At 71.3% G+C, this 21,909-nt stretch carries 23 protein-coding genes; 21 read left to right on the top strand and 2 right to left on the bottom strand.

From position 1 onward, the window contains the following. The first annotated feature begins 149 nt into the window (after positions 1-149). The 7 genes from ACFSE6_RS03135 (at position 150) to prmC (ending at position 8,168) form a co-directional block, all read left to right on the top strand. Positions 150-1,463, top strand: a complete 1,314-nt coding sequence (locus ACFSE6_RS03135) for a homoserine dehydrogenase (RefSeq protein WP_388002236.1) — start codon at positions 150-152, stop codon at positions 1,461-1,463. Beyond that, complete coding sequence (thrC, locus tag ACFSE6_RS03140; RefSeq protein WP_388002237.1) at positions 1,464-2,564, top strand: threonine synthase; 1,101 nt, start codon at positions 1,464-1,466, stop codon at positions 2,562-2,564. It abuts the gene before it with no gap. A gap of 4 nt (positions 2,565-2,568) precedes the next feature. Further along, positions 2,569-3,462 (top strand): homoserine kinase, encoded by an 894-nt coding sequence (gene thrB, locus ACFSE6_RS03145; protein ID WP_388002238.1) that lies wholly within the window; start codon positions 2,569-2,571, stop codon positions 3,460-3,462. Positions 3,463-3,690: 228 nt separating this feature from the next. After that, positions 3,691-5,700, top strand: a complete 2,010-nt coding sequence (rho, locus tag ACFSE6_RS03150) for a transcription termination factor Rho (RefSeq protein ID WP_388002239.1) — start codon at positions 3,691-3,693, stop codon at positions 5,698-5,700. A 198-nt stretch (positions 5,701-5,898) separates the two neighbouring features. Then, positions 5,899-6,111, top strand: coding sequence for a 50S ribosomal protein L31 (gene rpmE / locus ACFSE6_RS03155; RefSeq protein ID WP_388002240.1), 213 nt, complete (start codon positions 5,899-5,901; stop codon positions 6,109-6,111). Positions 6,112-6,202: 91 nt separating this feature from the next. Further along, positions 6,203-7,321: a peptide chain release factor 1 gene (gene prfA, locus ACFSE6_RS03160; protein ID WP_388002241.1), complete on the top strand. Its 1,119-nt coding sequence runs from the start codon at positions 6,203-6,205 to the stop codon at positions 7,319-7,321. Then, the gene (gene prmC, locus ACFSE6_RS03165) at positions 7,314-8,168 is read left to right on the top strand and encodes a peptide chain release factor N(5)-glutamine methyltransferase (protein WP_388002242.1); all 855 of its coding nucleotides are present in this window, start codon (positions 7,314-7,316) and stop codon (positions 8,166-8,168) included. The genes prfA and prmC overlap by 8 nt, the downstream gene beginning before the upstream one ends. On the opposite strand, the gene ACFSE6_RS03170 is transcribed toward prmC, so the two are convergent. Further along, positions 8,104-8,493, bottom strand: a complete 390-nt coding sequence (locus ACFSE6_RS03170; RefSeq protein WP_388002243.1) for a VanZ family protein — start codon at positions 8,491-8,493, stop codon at positions 8,104-8,106. The two genes, prmC and ACFSE6_RS03170, sit on opposite strands and share 65 nt — an antisense overlap. Before the next feature lie 52 nt (positions 8,494-8,545). On the opposite strand from ACFSE6_RS03170, the gene ACFSE6_RS03175 reads away from it, so the two are divergent. The 14 genes from ACFSE6_RS03175 (at position 8,546) to ACFSE6_RS03240 (ending at position 20,726) form a co-directional block, all read left to right on the top strand. Further along, positions 8,546-9,346 (top strand): L-threonylcarbamoyladenylate synthase, encoded by an 801-nt coding sequence (locus tag ACFSE6_RS03175; RefSeq protein WP_388002244.1) that lies wholly within the window; start codon positions 8,546-8,548, stop codon positions 9,344-9,346. Next, positions 9,343-10,452 carry an MraY family glycosyltransferase gene (locus ACFSE6_RS03180; protein ID WP_388002245.1) on the top strand — a complete coding sequence of 370 codons (1,110 nt, stop codon included), beginning with the start codon at positions 9,343-9,345 and terminating at the stop codon, positions 10,450-10,452. Before ACFSE6_RS03175 ends, ACFSE6_RS03180 begins: the two co-directional genes overlap by 4 nt. A 75-nt stretch (positions 10,453-10,527) precedes the next feature. Then, positions 10,528-11,106 (top strand): hypothetical protein, encoded by a 579-nt coding sequence (locus tag ACFSE6_RS03185; protein WP_388002246.1) that lies wholly within the window; start codon positions 10,528-10,530, stop codon positions 11,104-11,106. Positions 11,107-11,379: 273 nt separating this feature from the next. Continuing rightward, positions 11,380-12,180: a F0F1 ATP synthase subunit A gene (atpB, locus tag ACFSE6_RS03190; protein ID WP_388002247.1), complete on the top strand. Its 801-nt coding sequence runs from the start codon at positions 11,380-11,382 to the stop codon at positions 12,178-12,180. Positions 12,181-12,275: 95 nt separating this feature from the next. Beyond that, the gene (atpE, locus tag ACFSE6_RS03195; protein ID WP_345214837.1) at positions 12,276-12,500 is read left to right on the top strand and encodes an ATP synthase F0 subunit C; all 225 of its coding nucleotides are present in this window, start codon (positions 12,276-12,278) and stop codon (positions 12,498-12,500) included. Next, entirely contained in the window at positions 12,500-13,075 is a 576-nt protein-coding gene (locus tag ACFSE6_RS03200; RefSeq protein ID WP_388002248.1) for a F0F1 ATP synthase subunit B, read from the top strand. The genes atpE and ACFSE6_RS03200 overlap by 1 nt, the downstream gene beginning before the upstream one ends. Continuing rightward, complete coding sequence (locus ACFSE6_RS03205) at positions 13,075-13,890, top strand: F0F1 ATP synthase subunit delta (protein ID WP_388002249.1); 816 nt, start codon at positions 13,075-13,077, stop codon at positions 13,888-13,890. The genes ACFSE6_RS03200 and ACFSE6_RS03205 overlap by 1 nt, the downstream gene beginning before the upstream one ends. A 63-nt stretch (positions 13,891-13,953) precedes the next feature. Then, positions 13,954-15,594, top strand: a complete 1,641-nt coding sequence (gene atpA / locus ACFSE6_RS03210; RefSeq protein WP_388002250.1) for a F0F1 ATP synthase subunit alpha — start codon at positions 13,954-13,956, stop codon at positions 15,592-15,594. 2 nt (positions 15,595-15,596) lie between these two features. Then, positions 15,597-16,493, top strand: a complete 897-nt coding sequence (locus ACFSE6_RS03215) for a F0F1 ATP synthase subunit gamma (RefSeq protein ID WP_388002251.1) — start codon at positions 15,597-15,599, stop codon at positions 16,491-16,493. A 31-nt stretch (positions 16,494-16,524) separates the two neighbouring features. Next, complete coding sequence (gene atpD / locus ACFSE6_RS03220; protein ID WP_388002252.1) at positions 16,525-17,985, top strand: F0F1 ATP synthase subunit beta; 1,461 nt, start codon at positions 16,525-16,527, stop codon at positions 17,983-17,985. A 31-nt stretch (positions 17,986-18,016) separates the two neighbouring features. Further along, positions 18,017-18,274, top strand: coding sequence for a F0F1 ATP synthase subunit epsilon (locus ACFSE6_RS03225; protein WP_388002362.1), 258 nt, complete (start codon positions 18,017-18,019; stop codon positions 18,272-18,274). A 15-nt stretch (positions 18,275-18,289) separates the two neighbouring features. Continuing rightward, positions 18,290-18,697: a DUF2550 family protein gene (locus tag ACFSE6_RS03230; RefSeq protein ID WP_388002253.1), complete on the top strand. Its 408-nt coding sequence runs from the start codon at positions 18,290-18,292 to the stop codon at positions 18,695-18,697. Positions 18,698-18,759: 62 nt separating this feature from the next. Further along, positions 18,760-19,455, top strand: a complete 696-nt coding sequence (gene nucS / locus ACFSE6_RS03235; protein WP_388002254.1) for an endonuclease NucS — start codon at positions 18,760-18,762, stop codon at positions 19,453-19,455. Positions 19,456-19,478: 23 nt separating this feature from the next. Then, positions 19,479-20,726: a glycosyltransferase gene (locus tag ACFSE6_RS03240; protein WP_388002255.1), complete on the top strand. Its 1,248-nt coding sequence runs from the start codon at positions 19,479-19,481 to the stop codon at positions 20,724-20,726. Between the two features lie 22 nt (positions 20,727-20,748). Here the strand turns inward: ACFSE6_RS03240 and ACFSE6_RS03245 are convergent, their stop codons facing one another. Continuing rightward, positions 20,749-21,564 (bottom strand): hypothetical protein, encoded by an 816-nt coding sequence (locus ACFSE6_RS03245; protein WP_388002256.1) that lies wholly within the window; start codon positions 21,562-21,564, stop codon positions 20,749-20,751. Positions 21,565-21,909: the final 345 nt, after the last annotated feature.

Raw genomic sequence — 21,909 nt, forward strand, 5'->3', positions numbered from 1 at the left:
AAGGCCTGACGAGCGCGAGCGGTGGTGTCGGCGAGGGCTGACCGGGAACCGGACGCCCGCACCGCACGCCGTCGGCCGGCTCTATCCTTGACCGGGCCGGACGGCCAGGCCACGGGCCAGACCCGAATCGATCGATCGAGAGGAGATGCGTGAGCATCAGCGGCGTCACCCGGACGGGTACCGAGGACCCCGTCGTCCGCGTCGCGCTGCTCGGCTGCGGGACGGTCGGCAGCCAGGTGATCCGGCTCCTGCGCGAGCACGGAGACGACTGGGCGGCCCGGTCCGGTGCGCGCCTCGACCTCGTCGGCGTCGCGGTGCGGGACACGTCGGTCCCTCGCGACCCGTGGGTACCGCCCGAACTGCTCACCACCGACGCCTCGGCCTTGATCGACCGAGCCGACATCGTCGTCGAGCTCATCGGCGGCATCGAGCCGGCACGCGGACTGGTGCTCCAGGCCCTGCGCGGCGGCCGTACCGTCGTCACCGGCAACAAGGCGCTGCTGGCCGCGCACGGGCCGGAGCTGCACGCGGCGGTCGAGGCCGGCGACGCTGACCTGTACTACGAGGCCGCAGTCGCCGGCGCTATCCCGGTGGTCTACGGCCTGCGCGAGTCGCTGGCCGGAGACAACATCGTCACGGTCGCCGGCATCGTCAACGGCACCACGAACTACATCCTCGACGAGATGGCCACCCGGGGGCTGTCCTTCGAGCAGGCGCTCCAGCAGGCGCAGGCGCTCGGCTATGCCGAGGCCGACCCGACGGCGGACGTCGACGGGCACGACGCCGCCGCCAAGGCCGCCATCCTCGCGTCCCTCGCCTTCCACACCCGCGTCAGTGTCGACGACGTACCGGTCGCCGGGATCCGCGGGATCAGTGCCGAGGAGGTCAGCGCCGCCGCCGGCGCGGGCCAGGTGGTCAAGCTGCTCGCCGTGGCCCGCCGCACCACCGGTGGGGTCTCCGTGCGGGTCCATCCCGCACTCCTGCCGGACACCCACCCGCTCGCCGCGGTGCGCGGCGCGTTCAACGCCGTGGTCGTCGAGGCCGAGTCGGCCGGCCGGTTGATGTTCTACGGGCAGGGGGCCGGCGGGACGCCGACCGCCTCGGCGGTGCTCAGCGACGTCGTCGCCGCGGCCGGGCACGCCATCCGCGGCGGGCACGCACCGCGCGAGTCCGCCTACACCCAGCTGCCGTTGCTCGGGCCGGAGGAGACGCCGGCCCGCACCCAGGTCCAGCTGCGCCTGGTGGACCGTCCCGGCAGCCTGGCCGCCGTCGCGGGTGTCTACGGGGAGGAAGGTGTCTCCATCGAGAGCGTGCACCAGCAGCGCTCCGACGACGGTTCTGCGCGTGTGGTGATCACCAGCCACATCGCCACCGAGGCGTCGCTGGCCCGTACCGTCGAGCGGCTCGTCACCGAGTCGCGCGTCCAGGAGGTCATCTCGGTGACCCACGTCGAGGGGGAGTGAATGGCACAGCCGTGGCGAGGTGTCATCGAGGAGTACCGGGACCGGCTTCCGATCGGGCCCGAGGAGCCGGTCGTCACGCTCGGCGAGGGCGGGACGCCGCTGGTCGAGGCGCCGGTTCTCTCGGAGCGTACGGGCGCCCGGGTCTGGCTCAAGGTCGAGGGCGCGAACCCCACCGGTTCGTTCAAGGACCGCGGCATGACGACGGCGATGTCCAAGGTCGCCGGATCGCCCGCCCGGATGGTCGTGTGTGCCTCGACCGGCAACACCTCGGCGTCCGCCGCCGCCTACGCGGCCCGTGCGGGCCTGGGATGCGCCGTGATCCTCCCGGCGGGCAAGATCGCCGCCGGCAAGCTCGCGCAGGCGATCGTGCACGGCGCGACCCTGGTCGCCGTCGACGGCAACTTCGACGATTGCCTGCGCCTGGCCCGCGCCCTCGCCGAGGACTACCCGGTCGCCCTGGTGAACTCGGTCAACCCCTACCGGCTGCAGGGCCAGAAGACGGCAGCGTTCGAGGTCGTCGACGCCCTCGGTGACGCCCCGGACATCCATGTGCTGCCGGTCGGCAACGCCGGCAACATCTCCGCCTACTGGCTCGGCTACGCGGAGTACGCCGGGCGTACCACGTCGGCGTCGATGGACGACGCCGCGACCACCCTCGCGCCGGTGTCCACCCGCGTTCCGCGGATGTGGGGCGTCCAGGCCGAGGGAGCGGCCCCGTTCGTCAAGGGCGCCACCGTCGAGCATCCGGAGACCGTGGCCACCGCAATCCGAATCGGCAACCCCGCCTCGCGCGAGCATGCGGAGGCGGCGCGGGACGAGTCCGGTGGACGGATCGACGCGGTCTCCGACGCCGAGATCCTCGACGCGCAGGCACTTATCGCCTCCCAGGTCGGGGTGTTCGTCGAACCCGCCTCGGCCGCCTCCGTCGCCGGGCTGCTCGCCCGTGCTGAGCTCGGCGAGGTCCCGGCGAACGCGCGTGTGGTGTGCACGGTCACCGGCAACGGCCTCAAGGACACCGCGACGGCGCTCGGGCGCGCCGAGGTCGATCCGGACGTCGTCGCACCCGAGCTGCCCGCCGTGGTCGCGGCTCTCGGGCTGTAACGGCATGCGGATCGCGCGCGAGCAAGTCCGGGTCCGGGTCCCCGCCACGTCGGCGAACCTCGGTCCGGGCTTCGACGCGCTCGGGCTCGCGCTCGGCGTGTGGGACGAGGTCACGGTGCGTGCGATCACCGGCCAGACCCGGGTGAGCGTTGAGGGTGAGGGGAATGGCGACGTCCCGGACGGTGAGGACCACCTCGTCGTGCGCGCCCTACGGCTCGGGCTGGAGACCGCGGGCGCGCCGCAGGCAGGACTGGACCTGACTTGTCGCAACGCGATTCCGCACGGCCGGGGCATGGGCTCCTCCGCCGCCGCTGTCGTCGCGGGGCTGATCGCCGCCCGCGGACTCATCTCGGACCCGGAGGCACTGGACGAGTCGGTTCTGCTCGCCCTCGCGACCGAGTTCGAGGGGCATCCCGACAACGCCGCGCCGGCACTGTTCGGCGGTGCGACCGTCGCATGGGAGGACGCCGACGGTCCGCACGCGGCGGCGATCCCGCTCGCCCCGGAGGTGCGCCCGAGCGTGCTCGTCCCCGCGGACAGCCTGGCGACCCGGTCCGCACGGCAGGTCCTGCCCGAACGCGTCCCGCACCGCGATGCCGCCCGCAACGCCGGGCGGGCCGCGCTGCTCGTGCTCGCCCTCAGCGGGCGCACGGACCTGCTGCTGGCCGCCACTGAGGACCGGATCCATCAGGGCTACCGTTCCGAGGTCATGCCGGCGACGACGGAAGCGGTGCGGGCCCTGCGTGAGGCCGGATGGCCGGCGGTCATCTCCGGGGCCGGGCCGAGCGTGCTGGTGCTGGAGCGGCTCGATCGGGACACCGCGCAGACACTCAGCCGGCACGGGTGGCGCGTCTTGGACCCCGGCGTCGCGACCCAGGGAGCCCATCTCCTGGCGTGACTCGCGCCGCATCGACGGTGTCTCGCGTTCGGCGTCAGTCCTGCTACGATCAGAACCGCACCACGGAGTCGTCTCAGTTCTCCTGGCGATCTCGCCGCAGGTGCGTCCCGCCCCGCCAGCCACGCCGCACGTCGCGTGCCCGGGGCAGTCACCACCGCCCAGCCCCCCGGGCTGGGTGACTCGAACCTCTTGTCCCGCTCTGGGACAGACCTCGAGGGAAGGAACCTCGTGACAGAAACCGTCGACGCCCCCTCCAGCGGTCAGGCCGCGAACAACGGGGGCTCGTTGACCACCATGCGGCTTCCGGAACTGCAGGCCCTCGCCGGCCGGCTCGGCCTCAAGGGCACCACCCGGATGCGCAAGAGCGATCTCATCGCCAAGATCCGCGAGGCGCAGGCGCCGAGCGGTGAGGCACAGCAGTCGGGCCGGTCCGCCGGTCAGCAGCGTGAGCACCAGACCGACACCGGCGTGTCCGGCGACGGAGCCGAGGCCGGCGACGACGGCCGGCACGGCGGTGGTGGCCAGAACGGTGCCGCGGCCACTTCTGCCTCTGGGCCGGTCAGCGACCAGCTCGACCTGCCCGAGCAGACGCCCCAGCAGCCGGCGCAGCGCCGACGCTCCCGCCGGGCCACGGCGCCCGCGAGCGCACCGGCCCGGCCGGCCGGTGCCGAGCAGGCTCGCCAGGAGCGCGGCGATGACGACCGACACGACGTCGGCCGCGAGCGCCCCCAGGATGGGGGTGATGGCCCAGACGACCCGAAGGAAGCGCTCAAGCGTGAGCTCGCTGAGCGTTCCGCGGCGGGCCGGCGCCAGACGGAGGAGCAGCCGGCGCTGTCACTGGACTCGCTCGGCGAGGCGGCGGCGCGCCGTCGTAGCCGCTCCGACGAGGACGGTCAGGGCGGTTCCCCGAACGACCAGGGCCGCAACCGCCGTGACGACGACGGCGAGCGCGGCCCGGGCCGTTCCCGCCGGCGCAACCGGGACCGTGGACGGGACCGCAAGCGGCGCGGCCGCAGCGGCAACGACTTCGCGGTGGAGGAGCCCGCCGAGATCCGCGAGGACGATGTCCTCCTCCCGGTGGCCGGCATCCTCGACATCCTCGACAACTACGCGTTCATCCGGACCTCCGGGTACCTCGCCGGGCCCAACGACGTCTACGTCACGATGGGCCAGGTCAAGAAGAACGGGCTGCGCCGTGGCGATGCCATCACCGGTGCCGTCCGGCAGCCGCGTGAGGGCGAGGAGCAGCAGTCCCAGCGCGGCAACCGGCAGAAGTACAACGCCCTGGTCCGGCTGGACACCGTGAACGGTCAGAGCATCGAGACGGCGCGCAAGCGGCCCGACTTCACCAAGCTCACGCCGCTGTACCCGGAGGAGCAGCTCCGTCTGGAGACCTCGCCGAAGGCGATCACTCCCCGCGTCATCGATCTCGTCGCCCCGATCGGCAAGGGTCAGCGCGGCCTCATCGTCGCCCCGCCGAAGGCCGGCAAGACGATCATCATGCAGCAGATCGCCAACGCGATCGCCGTGAACAACCCCAACGTCCACCTCATGGTGGTGCTGGTCGACGAGCGGCCGGAGGAGGTCACGGACTTCGAGCGGATGGTCAAGGGCGAGGTCATCTCCTCGACCTTCGACCGCCCGGCGTCGGACCACACGACCGTCTCCGAGCTCGCCATCGAGCGCGCGAAGCGGCTGGTGGAGCTCGGGCAGGACGTCGTGGTGCTGCTCGACGGCATCACCCGACTGGGGCGCGCCTACAACCTGGCCGCTCCGGCCTCGGGCCGCATCCTCTCCGGCGGTGTGGACGCCTCCGCGCTGTACCCGCCGAAGAAGTTCTTCGGCGCCGCCCGCAACATCGAGAACGGCGGCTCACTGACCATCCTCGCCACCGCGCTGGTCGAGACCGGCTCGAAGATGGACGAGGTGATCTTCGAGGAGTTCAAGGGCACCGGCAACATGGAGCTGCGCCTGTCCCGTCAGCTCGCGGACAAGCGGATCTTCCCGGCGGTGGACGTCAATGCCTCCGGTACCCGGCGCGAGGAGCTGCTGCTCGGCTCCGAGGAGATCAAGATCATCTGGAAGTTGCGCCGCGTCATGGGGGCACTGGACCAGCAGCAGGCGAGCGACCTCATGCTCGGCAAGCTGCGCGAGACCGAGTCCAACGCCGAGTTCCTCATGACGGTCCAGAAGAACACCCCGTCCCCCCAGGGGGAGCCGGAGCTGGCGATCCGCTAGCCGGCACCCGGGGGGACGGGCGCCCACCAGGCCGAGGGCGGGAACACGGCACAGCCGTGTGACGTTGCTCCAAATGGCCGACGGCAGGCGGTGTGAGCCTGTCGGGGTCCGTGCCGGTCTGGCACACTGTCCCAGCGGCTCCCGGTTCACGGACGTGCGAGCGTCCGACCCGGCGGCACCAACGACCTAGGAGACATCATGAAGCAGGGCATCCACCCGGAGTACGTCACCACCCAGGTGACCTGTACGTGCGGCAACACCTTCACCACTCGCAGCACGGCGACGTCGGGCCAGATCCACGCCGACGTGTGCAGCAACTGCCACCCCTTCTACACCGGCAAGCAGAAGATCCTCGACACCGGTGGCCGCGTGGCCCGCTTCCAGGCCCGCTACGGCAACAAGAGGAAGTAGCCAGGCTCTCGACGCCGGCGGTGACGCCGCGGTTCGCCGCGGCTCCCGCCGGCGTCGTCGTGCTTGTGGCCACCGCGACCGTGAGAGAGATGTGAACACCCAGCCCCAGCAGCCGGCGCAGACCTCCGAGCACGCACGCGCCGTCGCGCCGCTGCTCGCCGAGCACGCCGAGATCGAGCAGGCGCTGGCCGACCCTGCGGTGCACGCCGACGCCGGCCGTGCCCGCTCGCTCGGCCGGCGCTACGCCGAGCTCGGCCGGGTGGTGCGCGCCTGGCGCGCCCATGAGGCGGCGGCGGGGGATCTCGCGGCCGGTCGGGAGCTGGCCGAGACCGACCCTGCGTTCGCCGACGAGCTACCCGCCCTGGAGTCAGCCGCTGCCGAGGCCGCCGAGGAACTGCGGCACGTACTGCTGCCCACGGACCCCGACGACGGCCGCGACGTGATCCTGGAGATCAAGGCGGGCGAGGGCGGCGAGGAGTCCGCCCTGTTCGCCGGGGACCTGCTGCGGATGTACCTGCGTTACGCCGAGCGGATGGGCTGGAGCACCCAGATCCTCGGCGCCACCGAGTCCGAGCTCGGCGGGTACAAGGACGTCTCGGTCGCGATCAAGACCTCCGGCACCATCTCCGAACCGTCCGAAGGTGTGTGGGCCCGGCTGAAGTACGAAGGCGGTGTGCACCGCGTCCAGCGGGTGCCGGTCACCGAGTCCCAGGGCCGGATCCACACCTCGGCCGCCGGCGTCCTCGTGCTGCCCGAGGTCGACGATCCGGGCGAGATCGAGATCGACCAGAACGACCTGCGTATCGACGTCTACCGCTCCTCCGGACCGGGCGGACAGTCCGTCAACACCACCGACTCGGCCGTGCGGATCACCCACCAGCCGACCGGCATCGTGGTGTCGATGCAGAACGAGAAGTCCCAGCTGCAGAACCGGGAGCAGGCCATGCGCGTGCTGCGCGCCCGCCTGCTCGCCGCCCGCCAGGAAGAGGCCGAGGCGGCGGCTTCCGAGCAGCGACGGTCCCAGGTGCGCACCGTGGACCGCTCGGAGCGGATCCGGACCTACAACTTCCCCGAGAACCGCATCGCCGACCACCGCACCGGCTTCAAGGCCTACAACCTCGATCAGGTCCTCGACGGGGACCTCGAGCCCGTCATCGCCTCCGCCGTCGAGATGGACGAGGCCGCGCGGCTGGCCGCCGCCGGTGACTGAGCAGGTCACCTGGCGGCAGGCGGTGGCCGGTGCCGCCCGGGTGCTCGCCGACGCCGGTGTCCCCTCACCGCAGGTCGATGCCCGGCTGCTCGCCGAGCACGTCCTCGGCGCGCCGCTCGTACACGCCCCCGCCGTGCCCGGCCCCGAGCACCTGGCGCGATACGCCGCGCTGGTGGAGCGCCGTGCCCGGCGCGAGCCGCTGCAGCACCTGACTGGCACGATGGCCTTCCGTCACCTCACGCTGCACGCGGGTCCCGGCGCATTCGTCACCCGGCCGGAGACCGAGGTCGTCGCCGGCGCGGCGATTGACGCCACCCGGGAGATCGCCGGCGCCGGCCGAGCCCCCCTCGTCGTCGACCTCTGCTCCGGATCGGGCGCGATCGCGCTCGCGGTCGCCACCGAGGTGCCCGCCGCCGTCGTGCACGCCGTCGAGCTGTCCGAGGCGGCACTCGCGCTCGCCCGGCGCAACGTCGCCGAGCACGCGCCGCACGTGCGCCTGCACGCAGGGGACGCCGCGACCGCGCTGCCCGAACTGGACGGCACCGTCGACGTCGTGGTCTCCAACCCGCCGTACATCCCGCCCGACGCCGTGCCGATCGACCCCGAGGTCCGCGACCACGACCCGGACCTCGCCCTCTACGGCGGGGGAGCGGACGGGCTCGACGTGCCGCGCGCGGTCGTCACCGCAGCGGGTCGGCTGCTGGCCCCCGGTGGCCGGTTCGTCATGGAGCACGCCGAGCTCCAGGCCGAGGCCGCCGCCGAGATGCTCACCCGGGCCGGCTTCACCGGCGTGTGGACCGGCCGGGACCTGTCCGGCCGCCCGCGCTTCGTGACCGCCACACGCTGACCACCGCGGTCACGAGCAGAACTCCGGCGGCGTCGGCGACGGCATCGAACACGTCACCCGTGCGGTCCGCCAGCACCAGGTGCTGAACGATCTCGCTGAGGACGGCGTGGCCCAGGCCGTAGCCCACCACCAGTGCCCGACGCAGGCCCGCAGCCAGACCGGCCACGGTGACGAGCGCGAACACGGCGAGGTGCACGGCTTTGTCGGCGCCCGGGATCGTCACCTCCGGCCCCGGCGTCTGCGGCAGGTACAGCACGGCGAACTGGACCACGAGTGCCGCGGCGAGCACGCACCAGCGCATCGTGCGGGCGGGGGAGAGGGGCATGTCACGGCCAGCATGTCACGGCCCGGCCGGGCTGCGTGAAAGACTCTCGGGCGTGAGCGTGCACGACTGCGAAGATCCCGAACAGCGCCGCGCGGGACTCGATGAGGCCGTCGAGGCCCTCGGTCGCGGCCAGCTCGTCGTCCTCCCCACGGACACCGTGTACGGCCTGGGGGCGGACGCGTTCGACAAGAAGGCCGTGGCCCGGTTGCTGCGGATGAAGGGCCGCGGGCGACACATGCCCCCACCCGTCCTGGTGGGCAGCACCTCGACGCTGGACGCGCTGGCCACGGAGATCCCGGCCGTCGTGCGGGATCTCGTCGAGGCGTTCTGGCCAGGCCCGTTGACGATCGTCTGCCTGGCGCAGCCCTCGCTGTCCTGGGACCTCGGAGAGACCGACGGCACCGTCGCACTGCGGATGCCGGACCACGAGGTGGCGCTGGAACTGCTGCAGCGCACCGGGCCACTCGCCGTCTCCAGCGCGAACCTGTCGAAGAAGCCGTCCGCGACGTCGGCGGCCGAGGCCGCCGCCTACTTCGGCGGCTCCGTCCCGGTCTATCTCGACGCGGGCCGCTCACCGGGGTCGGTTCCCTCGACCATCATCGACGCGACGGCAGAGCGGCTGACCGTGCTACGGCACGGCGCGCTGAGCATCGAGCGGCTCGCCGAGGTCGCTCCGGAGTTGGCTGCGGGGGATCCGGCTGTGCAGCAACCGTCGGCCGAGCAATCGGCCGCCGAGGGGCGGGCCGCCGGGGAATCGGCGAGCACCGACTCCGCCGGCCAGGAGACAGCGCCCGCGGAGCGGGACTCCGGCGCGCCCGCCGCCGAACGCGAGAGCGAGCCGGGCAGCGCGTGAGGGTCTATCTCCTCGTCCTGCTCACGGCGGCGGCGGTGACCTTCCTGGCCACGCCGCTCGTCCGGCGCCTGGCTCTCCTCACCGGCGCCATCACGCCGGTGCGGGACCGCGACGTGCACGCCACGCCGATTCCCCGACTGGGTGGCGTCGCCATGCTCGCCGGCCTCGCCGTCGCCCTGCTCGTCGGCTCCCAGGTGCCGTTCCTCGACGACGTCTTCTTCGAGTCCGGGACGGTGTGGGCCATCCTCGCCGGCGCCGCCATCATCTGCCTGCTCGGCGTCCTCGACGACATCTGGGACCTGGACTGGATGACGAAGCTGGTCGGCCAGGTCCTCGCCGCCGGCTTCATGGCCTGGAACGGCGTCCAGCTCATCACCTTCCCCGTCTTCGGCGTGACGATGGGCTCCTCACGGTTGTCACTGATCGCGACGATCTTCGTGGTCGTGGTCGCGATCAACGCGGTGAACTTCGTCGACGGACTCGACGGGCTCGCCGCCGGCATGATCGCCATCGGCGGTGGTGCGTTCTTCGTCTACTCCTACCTGCTGACCCAGGCCGTCTCCCCGGGGGACTACTCGAACATCGCCACGGCGGTCATCGCCGCGGTCGTCGGCGCATGCATCGGCTTCCTGCCACACAACTTCCACCCGGCCCGGATCTTCATGGGGGACTCCGGGGCGTACATGCTCGGCCTCACCGTCGCGGCTGCGGCCATCGTGGTCACCGGCCAGATCGACCCCGCGAACGTCAGCACCTCGCAGGTGCTGCCGGCGTACGTGCCGATCATCCTGCCCGTGGCGGTCCTCCTGCTGCCGCTGCTCGACATGACCCTGGCCGTGGTGCGGCGCCTGCGCGCAGGACTCTCGCCCTTCCATCCCGACCGGATGCACCTGCATCACCGGCTGCTCGATCTGGGGCACAGCCAGCGCCGGGCCACCCTCATCCTCTACCTGTGGACGGCGGTGGTCTCCTTCAGCGCCGTCTCGCTGGCCATCTTCAGCCCTGTCCAGGTGGCGGTCGGCGCCGGGGTGGCGGTGGTCGTCGCGGTGGCCATCACCTGGAGCCAGCTGCCAGGCCTGCGCCGGGGCGCGGGGACGGCGTCGTAGCCGTGCCTGCGCGGCGCCACGAGCCGCGACGCAGGCCGTAGCCTGAAGGACAGCGCACCCGAGAGAGAGCGGTCGATGACCACGCCCAGTCAGCCCACCCCGAACCAGCAGCCCCGCGACGGCGACCCGGTCGGCGACGAGCCCGCCGAGCAGTCGTCGACGGACCGTCCGACGGCCTCCGAGGCGCTCGCCGGCCTGCCGACGGCCACCCAGACGGCGATCCGTGCGATGTACACCACGATGCTGGTGCGAATGGGGATCTTCGTCGCGGCGCTCGCCGTCGGCGGCGGCGTACTCGGCTACCTCGTGGCCGGCATGCCGGGGCTGTGGGGAGGTCTGCTCGGTGCCGGCATCGCTGCCCTGTTCATGGTCGCCACCGTGGTCACGATGCTCGTGACCGCGAACCGGTCGCTGACGGTGGTGACCACCGCGGCGGTCGGCGGGTGGCTCGTGAAGATGCTGCTGGTCTTCGTGGTGCTCCTGCTCATCAGCGGTCGTGACTTCTACTCGCCCGGCGTCTTCTTCATCGTCCTCGTCGTCGCGGTCATCGGTTCGCTGCTCATCGAGGCGCTCGGGGTCATGCGGTCGCGGGTGCCGACAGTCGAACCGTCCTCCGGCGGCGCGCAGGGCGGGGGGCCGTCCGCGCGTCCGTGACCGCTCACCGACCCCTCGTTCACTCACCGTCGAGATGCCCGAACCCTTGACGGTCCGGGCGGGCAGGGGCAGGCTGAGCGACCAGGCGCGCCCGCGGTCCAGCGGCGCCGGACGGGCCGTGGGTCAGGCCTGGTCCGGCGGTTCGGAGCATGCCCGTACATACGTTAGGCTTCAGGTGTTCCCGCGCTCCCGTCCGTCGTCGGACGCGCCTGGAACTCCGGACCGTGACCGACTCGAGCCCACCAGGGGGACGTCCTGTCTGCCGCACCGTCGATGATGCTCCAGAGCTCCGTGCTCGCCTCCGACAACGGCGGGTTCCACGCGCCGAGCCTGGCGGACTTCTTCCCTCCGGCGATCTTCGCCGAGGGCACGATGTTCGAGTTCAACCGCGTGACGTTGGTCCGTCTCATCGCCGTCGCGGCGCTGGTGCTCTTCTTCTGGTTGGCCGCCCGTCGAACCCAGCTGGTCCCCGGTCGGATGCAGGCTGTCGGCGAGATCGCCATCGACTTCGTGCGCAAGTCGATCGCCGTGGAGACCCTGGGCGAGGACCGCGGACGCCGCTACACCCCGCTGCTGGCGACGATCTTCTTCGGCGTCCTCTTCCTCAACATCACCGGTGTCATCCCGTTCCTCAACCTCGCCGGCTCCTCGGTGGTGGGCATCCCGATCGTCTTCGCGGTGATCGCTTACGTCGCGTTCATCCGTGCCGGCATCAAGGAGCGCGGGCCGGGTCACTTCTTCAAGGACCAGCTCTTCCCGCCCGGGGTGCCGTGGCCGATCTACATCCTGCTCACCCCGCTCGAGCTGTTCTCGACCTTCATCCTGCGGCCGGTGACGCTGACCGTCCGACTCCTGGCGAACATGATCGCCGGGCACCTGCTGCTGGTGCTGTGCTTCGGCGCCACCCACTACCTCTTCCTCGAGGCCGGCGGACCGCTCGCGCTGTTCGGCGTGATCACCGGCCTGGGCGGCCTGGCGTTCACCCTGCTCGAGATCTTCATCGCCTCGCTGCAGGCGTACATCTTCGCGCTGCTGACGGCCGTCTACATCCAGCTGTCCGTCGAGGCGCACTGACCGGAACACGACCCACGACCCCCGCGGCCCGGCTGCGGATCGACCCCACCGACGTGATCGCACGATCACGCCACACAGGAAGGAAGTAAGCCCTTATGGAGGGAACGCTCGAACTCGCCGGCAACCTCAACGCCGTCGGTTACGGTCTCGCCACCATCGGCCCCGGTATCGGTGTCGGTGTCCTCATCGGTAAGACCCAGGAGTCGATCGCCCGGCAGCCCGAGCTGGCCGGCCCGCTGCGGACCAACATGTTCATCGGTATCGCTCTGGTCGAGGCGCTCGGTCTGCTCGGTCTCGCGGCAGGCTTCGTCTTCCCGTGATGCCGATGTTCCTGGCCGACTCGCACGGGGAGCCGAACCCGCTGCTCCCCGCCGACTACGACATCATCTGGTCGCTGGTCTGCGTCGTCATCATCGCCGTCTTCATGGTGCGGTACGCGGTGCCGCGGATCACTCGGGTGCTCGACGAGCGGGCCGAGAAGATCGAGTACGGCCTCACCCAGGCCGAGCGCGCCGAGAAGGCGGCCGCGGAGGCCGAGGAGCGGATCGCGGCCGAGCTCGCCGCGGCCCGCCGCGAGGCCGCCGAGGTGCGTGAGCGTGCCCAGGAGGAGGGCAAGCAGATCGTCGCCGAAGCGCGGGACAAGGCCCAGGCCGAGGCGCAGCGCGTCACCGAGAACGCCCAGCGCCAGATCGAGGCGGAGCGTCAGGCCGCCCAGATCTCGCTGCGGGCGGACGTCGGGATGCTGGCGACCGAACTGGCCACCCGGATCGTCGGTGAGTCGATGAACGACCAGGCACTGCAGTCCCGGGTGGTCGACCGGTTCCTCGACGAACTCGAGGCGCAGGATCAGCAGGACTCCTCCGCCACGCAGCGGACCGCGAGCCAGGAGGCGTGATGCGGGCGACCAGCTCTTCGGCACTGGCCCGGGCGCAGGAGCGGTGGGAGCCGGTACTGCGTGAGGCCGGCGAGAGCGGCCGCGCGTACGGCGAGCAGCTCTTCGCCGTCGTCGACCTGCTCGACGGCGAGCACGCGTTGCTGCGCGCCCTCACCGAGCCGGCGCACGCACCCGAGGACCGGGCGCGGTTGGCCGAGCGCGTGCTCGGCGGCAAGGTCGACGACGCCGTCGCCGACCTGGTCGGCGGGTTGGTGCGGGACCGCTGGTCCGCCGCCGACGACCTGCTCGAGGCGAGCGAGTTCCTCGGCGTGATCTCGGTGCTGGCCGCCGCGGAGCACGCCGGCCGACTCGAGGACGTCGAGGACGAGCTCTACCGCCTGAGCCGGATCCTCGAGGCCGAGCGCGAGCTGCTGCTCGCGCTGTCCGCCCGGGAACGCACCGAGGACGAGCGCGCTCGCCTCGTCACCACCCTGCTCGAGGGCAAGGTGGGGCCGGAGAGCCTGGTGCTCGCCGTTCGCGCTGCGACCACCCCGCGCAGCCACGACGTCGCGCATCTCCTGCACGCGATGACCGAGCAGGCCGCGGGACGGCGGCAGCGGCTGGTCGCCTCGGTGACCTCGGCCGTGCCGTTGACCGAACAGCAGCGTTCGCGCCTCGCCCGGATCCTGAGCCGCCAGCACGGACGCGAGGTGGAGGTCCACGTCGACCTCGACCCGGACGTCGTCGGCGGGATGCGCGTCCAGGTCCAGGACTCGGTGGTCGACGCCACCCTCGCCTCACGTCTGGCCGACGCCCGCCGTAGGCTGGCCGGCTGACCATCACCACAGACATGACCGACCGCCGGACCCGGCGGGCGACGAAGAGACGAAGGAAGATCAATGGCTGAGCTGACGATCCGGCCCGAGGAGATCCGGGCTGCGCTGGACAGCTTCGTGAGTTCCTACGAACCCACCAAGGCGGCGAGCGAAGAGGTCGGGCACGTCACGCTCGCAGCCGACGGCATCGCCCGGGTGTCCGGACTGCCCGGCGCCATGGCGAACGAGCTGCTGCGGTTCGAGGACGGCACCCTCGGTCTGGCGATGAACCTCGAGGAGCGCGAGGTCGGCGTCGTCGTCCTCGGTGACTTCACCGGCATCGAGGAGGGCCAGGAGGTGCGCCGCACCGGCGAGGTCCTCTCCGTCCCGGTCGGTGACGGCTACCTCGGCCGGGTGGTCGACCCCCTCGGCCAGCCGCTCGACGGCCTCGGCGAGATCACGGACCTCGAAGGGCGCCGTGCCCTGGAGCTGCAGGCCCCCGGCGTCATGGCCCGCAAGTCCGTGCACGAGCCGCTGCAGACCGGCCTGAAGGCCATCGACTCGATGACCCCGATCGGGCGCGGCCAGCGCCAGCTCATCATCGGCGACCGGCAGACCGGCAAGACCGCCGTCGCGCTGGACACGATCCTGAACCAGAAGGCCAACTGGGAGTCCGGCGACCCGACCAAGCAGGTCCGCTGCATCTACGTCGCGGTGGGCCAGAAGGGCTCGACCATCGCGGGTGTGCGTGCCGCGCTCGAGGAGGCGGGTGCGCTGGAATACACCACGATCGTCGCCGCCCCGGCGTCTGACCCGGCCGGCTTCAAGTACCTGGCGCCGTACACCGGTTCGGCCATCGGCCAGCACTGGATGTACGGCGGAAAGCACGTGCTCATCGTCTTCGACGACCTGTCGAAGCAGGCGGAGGCCTACCGCGCGGTCTCCCTCCTGCTGCGGCGCCCGCCGGGCCGCGAGGCGTACCCGGGCGACGTGTTCTACCTGCACTCGCGTCTGCTTGAGCGCTGCGCGAAGCTCTCCGACGAGATGGGCGCCGGGTCCATGACGGGGCTGCCGCTCATCGAGACCAAGGCGAACGACGTCTCGGCGTACATCCCGACGAACGTCATCTCCATCACCGACGGCCAGATCTTCCTCCAGTCGGACCTGTTCAACGCCAACCAGCGCCCGGCCATCGACGTCGGTATCTCCGTCTCCCGTGTCGGCGGTGACGCGCAGGTCAAGGCGATGAAGGACGTCTCCGGAACGCTGAAGATCACCCTCGCGCAGTACCGCGCCATGGCGGCCTTCGCGATGTTCGCCTCCGACCTGGACGCGACGACGAAGCAGCAGCTCACCCGTGGCGAGCGCCTCTACGAACTGCTCAAGCAGCCGCAGTACTCCCCGTACCCGGTGGAGGAGCAGGTCGCGTCGATCTGGGCCGGCACCAACGGCTATCTCGACGATGTGGACGTCGCCGACGTCGCACGCTTCGAGTCCGAGCTCCTGGACCACCTCAAGCGCAACACCACCGTCCTCGCCGACATCGCCTCCTCCGGGAAGATCAAGGGCGAGAACGAGGACGCGTTGCGCGCCGGCGTCGAAGAGTTCCGCAAGGGCTTCCTCGGCGGTTCCGGCGCCGCGCTCGGCGCCGAGCCCGAGGAGCTTCCGGACGAGGTCGAGGCCGAGCGTGAGCAGGAGCAGATCGTCAGCGCGAAGCGGAGCTGACCATGGCCGGTGAGCAGAGGGTCTACAAGCAGAAGATCCGTGCGACCCAGACCCTGAAGAAGATGTTCCGGGCCATGGAGCTCATCGCGGCCGCGCGGATCGGCAAGGCGCGGAATGCGGCCCAGGCCGCGGACCCGTACACGCGTGCCCTGAATCGGGCAGTCTCCGCGGTGTCGGCGCACGCGAACCTCGACCACCCGCTCATCGAGGGGCGCGAGGACACCAACCGCGTGGCCGTGCTCGTCGTCACCTCCGACCGCGGGATGGCGGGTGCCTACTCGGCGACTGTTCTGCGGGCGACGGAACGGCTCCTGGAGGAGCTCCGCGCGGACGGTAAGGAGCCCGTGCTCTACGTCAGCGGCCGCCGCGGCGAGGGGTACTTCCGGTTCCGCGGGCGCGAGATGGCCGGGACGTGGACGGGAGAGTCCGACGCGCCGACCGTCGAGCGGGCACGCGAGATCTCCGACACGCTGCTCGGGGCCTTCCTCGCCCCGGAGGCCGAGGGCGGGGTCAGCGCTGTGCACGTGGTGTACACCCGCTTCGTCTCGATGGTCAGCCAGGTGCCCGAGGTGCGGCGCATGCTGCCGATCGAGATCGTGGAGGGCGTGTCCGAGCCGGGCGAGAAGCCGATGCCGCTTTACGAGTTCGAGCCGAACGCCGAGGAGGTCCTCGACGCCCTGCTGCCGATGTACGTGCGCCGCCGGGTCCACGCGATGCTGCTCACGGCCACCGCCTCCGAGCTCGCCGCCCGGCAGCAGGCGATGCGCACCGCGGTGGACAACGCCGAGGACCTCATCCGCGACTACACCCGACTGGCGAACTCCGCGCGCCAGGCCGACATCACCACCGAGATCAGCGAGATCGTCTCCGGTGCCGACGCGCTCTCCGCGTCGAGCTGAGCGATCACGAGAGGGAAGAAGGACCGCTCACATGACCGCTACCGCCACCGACTCGGCGCAGCAGACCTCTGCGCCCGGCGTGGGCCGCATCGCCCGCGTGACCGGCCCCGTCGTGGACATCGAGTTCCCGCCGGACGCCATCCCGGACATCTACCACGCGCTGACGACCGAGGTGAGCCTCGGCGGTGAGTCGTTCACCATGACCCTCGAGGTCGCCCAGCACCTCGGCGACAACCTCGTGCGCGCCATCGCCCTCAAGCCGAGCGACGGCCTCGTGCGCGGCGCGGAGGTCGTCGACACCGGTGCACCGATCTCCGTCCCGGTCGGCGACGTCACCAAGGGCCACGTGTTCAACGTGACGGGCGACGTGCTCAACCTCGCCGAGGGGGAGGAGCTCGAGGTTACCGAGCGCTGGCCGATCCACCGCGAGCCGCCCGAGTTCGACCAGCTCGAGTCGAAGACCCAGATGTTCGAGACCGGCATCAAGGTCATCGACCTGCTTACCCCCTACGTCCAGGGCGGCAAGATCGGCCTGTTCGGTGGTGCGGGCGTCGGCAAGACGGTCCTCATCCAGGAGATGATCCAGCGCGTTGCGCAGAACCACGGCGGCGTCTCCGTCTTCGCCGGCGTCGGGGAGCGCACCCGTGAGGGCAACGACCTCATCCAGGAGATGGACGAGGCTGGGGTGTTCGACAAGACCGCTCTCGTCTTCGGCCAGATGGACGAGCCCCCCGGCACGCGCCTGCGGGTCGCGCTGTCCGCGCTGACCATGGCGGAGTACTTCCGTGACGTGCAGCAGCAGGACGTGCTGCTGTTCATCGACAACATCTTCCGCTTCACGCAGGCCGGTATGGAGGTCTCCACGCTGCTCGGGCGCATGCCCTCCGCCGTGGGCTACCAGCCGAACCTGGCCGACGAGATGGGGCAGCTGCAGGAGCGCATCACCTCCGTGCGGGGACACTCCATCACCTCGCTGCAGGCCATCTACGTCCCCGCGGACGACTACACCGACCCGGCGCCGGCGACCACGTTCGCCCACCTGGATGCGACCACGGAGCTCTCCCGTGACATCGCCTCCCGCGGCCTCTACCCGGCTGTCGACCCGCTGACGTCGAGCTCGCGCATCCTCGACCCGCAGTACGTGGGTCAGGAGCACTACGACGTGGCCACCCGGGTGAAGTCGATCCTGCAGAAGAACAAGGAGCTGCAGGACATCATCGCCATCCTCGGTGTCGACGAGCTCTCCGAGGAGGACAAGGTCACCGTCGCCCGTGCGCGCCGGATCGAGCAGTTCCTCTCGCAGAACACCTACATGGCCGAGAAGTTCACCGGCGTCTCCGGATCCACGGTTCCGCTGTCGGAGACGGTCGAGGCGTTCAAGAAGATCGCCGACGGCGAGTACGACCACGTGCCGGAGCAGGCGTTCTACAACATCGGCGGACTCGAGGACCTCGAGAAGGCCTGGCACCAGCTCCAGTCCGAGTCCCGCTGACAACCAACGCGAGGAGGTCGCCACTGTGGCGATGAATGTCGACGTCGTCTCGACCACAGCCGCGCTGTGGAGCGGGGAGGCGTCCAGCGTGGTGGTCCCCGCCGCCGGTGGATCCATGGGCATCCTGGCCGGGCACGAGCCGGTGCTGGCCCTGCTCAAGTCCGGCACTGTGAAGATCACCCCGACGTCCGGCGAGAAGGTCGAGCTCGAGGTCGACGAGGGGTTCGTCTCGGTGGACGAGGACGCGGTCACCGTGGTGGTCGAGGACGCGGCCGGGGCCGGTATCTGAGGAGAGGGTGACTCTTTGACGACGGCGGGGATCGCATGGCTGGGTGTGGCCGCGGTCGCCGCCGTCGTCCTCGTCTTGGCCGTTCTCTTCGCCGTCCGGGTGCAGCGCCTCGACCGGCGGGTCGGGTCCTTCGAGTGCGCCGTACGGTGCGAAGGGCGGGACTGGCGCGGTGGTATCGCGGTCTACGGCGTCGGGCGGGTGCAGTGGTACCGGCTCGCCTCGCTGTCGTTGCTGCCCACGCGAACATTCCAGCGCGATCAGCTCGAGCTCTTCCAGCGGGTCGGCGGTGCGGACGGCGAATTCGTCGAGGTGACGTGCCGGTACGACGGCGAGGACCTGGCTCTGGCGATGCCGCGCGAGTCCCTGGCCGGACTGGTCAGTTGGCTGGAGGCGGCCCCGCCGCGGGGCGAGCCGCTGGTCTGAGGCTGTGCCTGGCGCAGGCCGGATCGACGCCCGGCCCTCATCGCTGAACGAAGGAGGCGTCGTTGCGTGTCGTGATCGCGCGTTGCTCGGTGGACTACTCCGGCCGGCTCGACGCGCACCTGCCACTGGCCACGAGAGTGCTCATGGTCAAGGCCGACGGGTCGGTGCTCGTGCACTCCGACGGCGGGTCGTACAAGCCGCTGAACTGGATGAGCCCGCCGTGCAAGCTGACGGTGGGCGAGCCGTCCGACGCCGACCGCGACGCCGGCGTCGGGCAGGTCTGGACGGTCCAGCACGCCAAGACCGACGACAAACTCGTCGTCCGGATCCACGAGATCCTCGGCGATCACAGCGCGGACCTCGGCGTCGATCCCGGCCTGGTCAAGGACGGGGTCGAGGCGCATCTGCAGAAACTGCTGGCCGAGCAGATCGAGCTGCTCGGCCCCGGCCATCAGCTCGTGCGCCGCGAGTATCCGACGGCGATCGGCCCGGTGGACATCCTCGCGCGTGACCGCGACGGCGGCGCCGTCGCCGTGGAGATCAAGCGCCGGGGTGAGATCGACGGCGTCGAGCAGCTCACGCGCTACCTCGAGCTGCTCAACCGCGATCCACACCTCGCCCCCGTCCGCGGGGTGTTCGCGGCGCAGGAGATCAAGCCGCAGGCGCGGGTGCTGGCCGCCGATCGAGACATCCGGTGCGTCATCCTCGATTACGACGCGATGCGCGGGATGGACGACGCCGAGTCGCGGCTGTTCTGATCAGGCGGATCCGAGGAGCGACCATGACCCGTACCGTCTTGTTCGCTCCCGAGACGTTCAACCTCGCGGAGGTCACGCGCGGCATCGAGGTCGCGCGCCGGCTGCCTGGTGATGTGCGGTGCGTGTTCGCCGGGTACTCCCGGCGTCACGCCCACGTCATCGACGAGGCCGGGTTCGAGTGCCGGCTGCTCACCCCGGAGCTCTCCGAGGAGCAGGCGGACCAGCTCCTCGCCCTCGACCAGGGCCGCACGGTGCGGCATCCGTTCACCGACGCGATGCTCGAGGGGCGCGTCACCGCCGAGCGGGCGCTGATCCGCGAGCTCCGCCCCGGGGCCGTGGTCATCGGCACCACGATGAGCCAGTTCATCTCCGCGCGCGCCGAACGCGTGCCGCTCGTCTACGTCAAGCCCTTCGCCTACTCCGAACCGCACATCCGCCAGATGCGCACCACCGGCCTGCTGCCCCGCACGGGCCCCCTCGGTCGCGGCGTGGACGCCGCCGCGGCCGCCGTCACCCGAACCGTCCTGCCCCGGGTGCCGCTCGTGCCGCGGGCGTTCCCGCGCATCGCGCGCCGCCACGGTGTCGTGCTGGCGCCGCGCGCCGTCCGCGCTCTCGACGCCGATCTCAACCTCGTCACCACGGCGCCGCACCTCATCCCGACCGGAACCCGGTTACCGCCGACGTACGTCGCCGTCGGACCGATCTTCGCCTCCCTGCCCGGCGAGGTTCCCGCCGTCGTGGCCGAGCTGGCAGCACGTCCGGACCCGGTCGTGTACTTCGCCGTCGGATCCTCCGGCAACCGCGACCTGGTCCGCGCCGTCCTCGGCCGGCTCGCCGGCTCGCCGTACCAGGTGCTCGCCCCCGTGCGTCACTACCTCAGCGATGCCGACGTCGCCGACATCCGCCGCCGCGGAGCCAACATCCACGTGACCGGCTGGCTCCCTGCGGACCGCCTCGGCGACGCCGTCGACCTGGCCGTCACGCACGGCGGGGAGGGCACCGTGCAGACGAGCAGCGCCCAGGGCTGGCCCTTCATCGGCATCCCGCTGCAGGGCGAGCAGCGGTTCAACGTCCAACGCTGCGTCGACTTCGGCAGTGCGCGCCTCGTCTCACCGCATCGGGCCCGCCGCACGGACTGGCAGGCCCAGGTCGCCGACGCACTCGCCGACGGGCACCTGCGACGGCGTGCCGGCGAGATGGCCGGCCACCTGCGCGGGCTGGACGGCCCGGGCACGGCCGCACGCCACATCGCCGCCGTGCTGTCGCCGTGACGGCGCCGCCTGCCCGGTTCGTTCAGTAGCCGGTCGGCGCTTCGATGGTGGCCGCCTGCGTGTACGAGGTGACCACGCCGCTTTCGCCCTGGACGCTGATGGTGGTCGGAGCCGAGCAGCTCACCTCGTACCCCGAGGGCGTGGTGACCGTGACGTTCGGATCCGCGTCCGTCGGGTCCGGTGGCTCGCCACCGCCCGCATCCGCCTGCGCGTCCGCGCGACATTGCTCCTGAGCCTGCGCGAAAGCCTCGACCGCCTCCCGCTGCAGGGCCTCGTCCTCTGGCCAGATGTAGCTGACGGCCTCGGGGAAGAACTCATCGACGCGGTCCATCGCGTCCTGCGCCGTGGCCGCCTGGTCGAGGTACTCGGCCTCGTAGGCCTGCGCGGACACGTCGAAGCCCGTGACGGGGCTACCGACCTCGTAGTCGGCGGTGACGTACCCGATGCTCTGCGAGGTCCCGAAGTTGTATCCGTCGATGTTCTCCAGCGAACACTCGGCGGTGCCGAGCGGACTGTCCCCGTTCTCGTCGGTCTCGTCACCGACCAGGCACTCCCAGCCGTCGAGCTGCTGGATCTGCTCGACCATCGCAGCACCGACGTTCTCGTCCGGGAAGCAGAGCGGGATTTCGTTCGGCGGATAGCACGGCGCCGGGCCACCCCCCGCGGTCGGCGCCTCCTGATCCTCCGGCGAAGCACCGTGCCCGTCCGCGGGCGGGGGCGGGTCGCCGCCCGGGTCCGCCGTCGGTGCAGGTTCGGACCCGTCCGGGACAAGCTGGAATCCGATGAACGTCACCCCGACCACGAGCGCGACGCCCGCGGCGACGAGGGCCGCGATCACGCCGGGATGCGACCAGGCGCTACGGTTTCTGCCGAGGTGCCAGGCGGCCCCATCCGGACAGGCGAACGCGCCGGACCGGTCGATCCATCCGTTGCGGTACTGGTCGTGGAGCACGGGGGTGCCGCACCGTTGACACGGGGTGGGACGGGACACGCTCGGCCTCACTCGTTCCTCCGCCGGGACACCTGCGGGCGTGCGGCATCGGCGGTCTGCTCATCACGTCCCCCTCGTCCGGCTGCCACCCTGCGGGCTGGCAGTCGGCCGTCATGGCGGGAACAAGTCTAGCCCGACCCTGCCGTGGGGAGACGAGGACCTTCTCACCGGTCGAGTCACAGGCGGGGGCGT

The sequence above is a fragment of the Georgenia deserti genome (assembly GCF_042680605.1).
GTDB classification, from domain to species: Bacteria; Actinomycetota; Actinomycetes; order Actinomycetales; family Actinomycetaceae; genus Allobogoriella; species Allobogoriella deserti.